Source organism: Microvirga sp. P4_A5 (assembly GCF_056402495.1).
In genome coordinates this window covers 1-3,792 of the sequence record NZ_JBFUHH010000172.1, presented here as the reverse complement: position 1 = coordinate 3,792, position 3,792 = coordinate 1, and the positions used below count along the sequence as shown (strand labels likewise).

The window sequence follows — 3,792 nt, the reverse complement described above, 5'->3', positions numbered from 1 at the left end:
ATGTGTGAAGGTGGGTGTCACCGAAGAGCGGCCGGGTGGGGAAGCTGCGGCCTGCGTAGGGTGAGTAGGGTCGCGTCGTGCTAAAGAGTTTTTCGGCGGCGGCTCGGTCGAGAGTTCCGACATCGCTGGCGGCGGTTCCTTGCGCAACGGCGGGAAGGGTGAGCGCGAGGCTGGCGACGCCGGCCAGCAAACTGTCGATACGTGATCGTTGCATCTTGGTTCCCCTTGGGTGCTAGAACATAGAAACGCGCTGGATCATCCAGAACATCGCCAAGCTGCCGATGGCATAGGCCGGCGCCGACGCTGCCCAGCGCGGCAAAGGCAGCCGGAGGTGCCGAACAAGCGTCCACGAGGCTAAAACCGCCCCAACGAACAACACTTGGCCGGCTTCGACGCCGAGATTGAAAAACAGCAGCGCCAACGGGATATGCCCTTCAGGAATCCCGATTTCGCTCAACGCGCCCGCGAAGCCAAAACCGTGCAACAGCCCGAATGCGAACGCCACGACCCAAGGAAAGCTGGTGGCGATGCTGATTTTGCCCTGTCGTGCGCGGATGATCTCCTGCGCCACGAACGCAATGGATAGGGCGATCATCGCCTCCACGGGTTTTGGTGGAACATGAACGACGCCGAGGACAGCGGCCGCCAGCGTGATGCTGTGTGCGGCAGTAAAGGCCGTGATCGCCAGCACAAGCTGCCGCATGTGGGCCGCGAGCAGAACGAGGCCGAGCACGAAGAGCAGATGGTCGTATCCGAGAAGAATGTGTTCGACCCCCAGCCACAGATAGGTCGCGGCCACGCCGGAACTGCTCTGCTCCGCCGGGATAGTCGCCTGCGGCACTGCGGGTGTCAGGCGCCGGACGAAGGACCGCCCATCAACGAACTGAACGCGGAGAAGCGCATCCGAAACGGTATTTTGCAGCCCGATGATCTGCACTCCCACGTCGGCAAGCCTGTTTTTGGCATGCACCCGCCAGGTCTGAACCATGGCACCGTCCGTCGTGCGAGAGACGATCGGTGTCGGTGTTTCGACCTCATCGGAAAACTCGACGCTCAGCGCCAGCCGCCGGTCGCCGATCATCGGGATCTTGAACAGCACGTCGAAAGAGCCGGGTGCCTGCTCGGTTAGCTCAAGATAAGCCGGCCTTACCTCGTGCGCGAAAGCGATCGATGGAGTCAATGCGACTATCCCACCGATGAAAGCCGCGAGCGCCAGCATGCTTACCGCAAGTCGGGAGAGCGCCCCGGCGACCGTCATCGTGTCGCCTGCCTTTTCGTTTCCTGCTCGAGAAGGAGCTTTGCATCCGGGTCGACGACCACGCCGTACTTGTTCCGCAGCTTCGCTAGAAACGCCTCGTTCGTCTCGACGGCCTTCCATCTGCGCCAGTCATCCATGACAGTATTGCGGACTTCCTCGAACGGACGCGGCTCGCCTTGCTCCCTCCTGAGTACCAACACGAGATGGATTCCGTAGCCCGATTTGACAGGACCACTCCATGATCCGGGTGTTAGCTCGAATACCGTCCGCGCAAAGTCGGGACCGAACAGGCTCGAAACCGCCTGAGGATCAATGCCGACATATTCCTGTTCGAGTGGCAGGAGATCGCCTTCGGGCGGCGTCGCACCCCCGTTCGCTGCCATCACCGACAGCGCTACGCCAGCGTCAGCCGAGGCGTCCTGGCGCCGGCCAGGGCTGAAAAAAATATGCCTGAACGACACATGGTTCTCGGTGCGATAGCGCTCGGCGCGAGTCGCAAAGAAGCGCCGGAGTTCGTCCTCTCCGGGATCGGCAATGCCGGTCGTATCCTCGATGAGGAAGGTGAGCTTTTGCGCCAGCCGCCGCCGCACGATCGTGTCATCCCGGTCGAGGCCCAGCGCGCGGGCCTCGCGGGCGAGCAAATCCTCGTTGACGAGCGTCGCCAGGAGATTGGACATCTCCGCGCTCGTGGGCTCCCGACGCCACTGACTTGCGAAGGTTTCGCGCAGCCATCGGACTTCCCCCGGACCGATCGTGACAGACGCCTCGGTCGGCGTGTTCCGGCTGCCGCGCGCCCACCACTCGTGGGCGCCGAACAGAAGGGCGCCGGCGATGAGGAAGTGGAACAGCGGATCGCGGAACAGTTTCAAGAGATGTCCCCGCAGCCTCAGCGATAGAACAGCCCAGTCTGCGCGCTGATCGGGCCACTGGCAAGAAGGCGACAAAGACCAAGCTTCGCTTTGCCATGGTCGGCTTAGAATGCAGCTTTCGATTAAATTTCGCGACGGGCCCGCGGCCGACAGCGCGTCGGCGCGCCCCCTTTCCGGTCATGCCGCTCTCCCGGGATGAGAGACGGCGCAATCGGACGGCGAGGTGAGCAGCGTAAACGCGACACGGGCAGCCGGTGCAAGTTGGTGCAACAAGAAACCGGCTGCTTGGCGAGTTACGTGGCTTTGCAGGTGCAAACTGGGTCTAATCAGAACAGGAAATCGTCGAAGCCGACAGCCTTCGCCTTGACATTCATGAGCTTGACCGAGTTTGCGGCGTCGATGTCGATGACTACGCTCGCGCCCACTTGCTTGACATGGCTGGCCTTCCACGCGGTGAAGGTGTCCCTCGTCACGTCGAAGTCGAAATATTTGAGGTCAAGCGTGTCCTGGTTGCGGGCTTTGTCTCCAAAGTCTTGGATGCGGTCGCGCCCTCCCGTGGCCTCGAAGACGAAAACGTCGTTGCCGCCGCCACCGCGAAGGATGTCGTTCCCACCGAGTCCGGCCAGGATATCGCCTTTCGCCGAGCCTGAGATCACGTCCTTGAACTTGCTCCCGACGACGCCTTCCATGTCGCGGTACTTATCGACCCCCAGACCGGCCTTGCGGCCATCAAAGAGAGTGTACGCCTTATTGGCCTGTGACAGGGTGATCGTGATCCCTCGTGCGCCGTCCGAAAGGTCGAGCAGATCTTTGCCGGCGCCGCCGACGATCACGTCGCTGCCGCGTCCGCCGCGGATGATGTCATCGCCAGCGCCGCCTTTCAGCACGTTCTTGCCACTTGTGCCGAGGAGCCAATCCGCACTGCCGGTGGCGGCGAATGTGGTGACATTGAAGGTTTCGAAAATGCCGGTGCCGGCATTCCCGCCGTTATCCGTGTAGCTTCCGTTCTTCACGGCAACCGAAATCGTCCCACTGGAGCTCAGCGCGGCCTGCAGGAGAGCCGAGTGTGATGTGCCGTTACCAAGCGTCGGGGACATGATGGTCGCTCCGCCGACAATCACGTCATCCGCCGTGAAGCTCCCCGGATTCACCCCTTCGCTGAAGTTGAACGTCAACACCGCTTGTCTCCCGACGAACGAGTCGAGGAAGACGTCGACGGTTGGCGCTTTGGTGTCGACCTCGAGGGTCTTGGTACCCGCGAGCCCGGCATTGCCGGCGGCATCCGTATAGCTCCCGGCCATGACAGTCACGGATGCAAGCCCATCGAAGTTGGCGGCCGGCGTGAATGTGCCGGTGAAGATGTGGCCACTCGCATCTGCTGCGAGATCCGTCACGCTTCCGCCAATCACCTGGAGATCGCTGGAGATAAAATTTTCGATCGGTTCGCTGAACGTCAAGGTCACCGTCGAGGTGCCGTTTGCGCTCGGCGCCGCCATGGCGACGGCGACCGTGGGAGCCGCCGTGTCGACCGTCACCGCGATCTCGTTCGAATGGGAGAGGTTGCCGGCGGCGTCGGCGACGACGGCGCGGAACTGATAGGTGCCGTCTTCCAGGTCCGCCTGTGCGGCGGTCGTGGCGGTCCAAGTGCCGGTTGCGGTCTTGACC

3 protein-coding genes and 1 pseudogene are annotated in these 3,792 nt (G+C 62.3%); all 4 read right to left on the bottom strand.

Going from position 1 to position 3,792, the window contains the following annotated elements:
• Nucleotides 1-214 (bottom strand): annotated as a pseudogene (locus AC1DVM_RS22675) (DUF3604 domain-containing protein); the annotation flags it as partial.
• Nucleotides 215-232: 18 nt separating this feature from the next.
• Nucleotides 233-1,258, bottom strand: a complete 1,026-nt coding sequence (locus AC1DVM_RS22670) for a HupE/UreJ family protein (RefSeq protein ID WP_477258326.1) — start codon at nt 1,256-1,258, stop codon at nt 233-235.
• Nucleotides 1,255-2,127: a peptidyl-prolyl cis-trans isomerase gene (locus AC1DVM_RS22665; RefSeq protein WP_477258324.1), complete on the bottom strand. Its 873-nt coding sequence runs from the start codon at nt 2,125-2,127 to the stop codon at nt 1,255-1,257. The genes AC1DVM_RS22670 and AC1DVM_RS22665 overlap by 4 nt, the downstream gene beginning before the upstream one ends.
• A gap of 326 nt (nt 2,128-2,453) precedes the next feature.
• Nucleotides 2,454-3,792: Ig-like domain-containing protein (locus tag AC1DVM_RS22660; protein ID WP_477258322.1), on the bottom strand; the 1,339-nt coding region annotated here is incomplete at its 5' end.

Bases quoted from the DNA above. Each gene is read 5' to 3' on its own strand.
- AC1DVM_RS22670 (WP_477258326.1), bottom strand. From the start codon at position 1,258: ATGACGGTCGCCGGGGCGCTCTCCCGACTTGCGGTAAGCATGCTGGCG.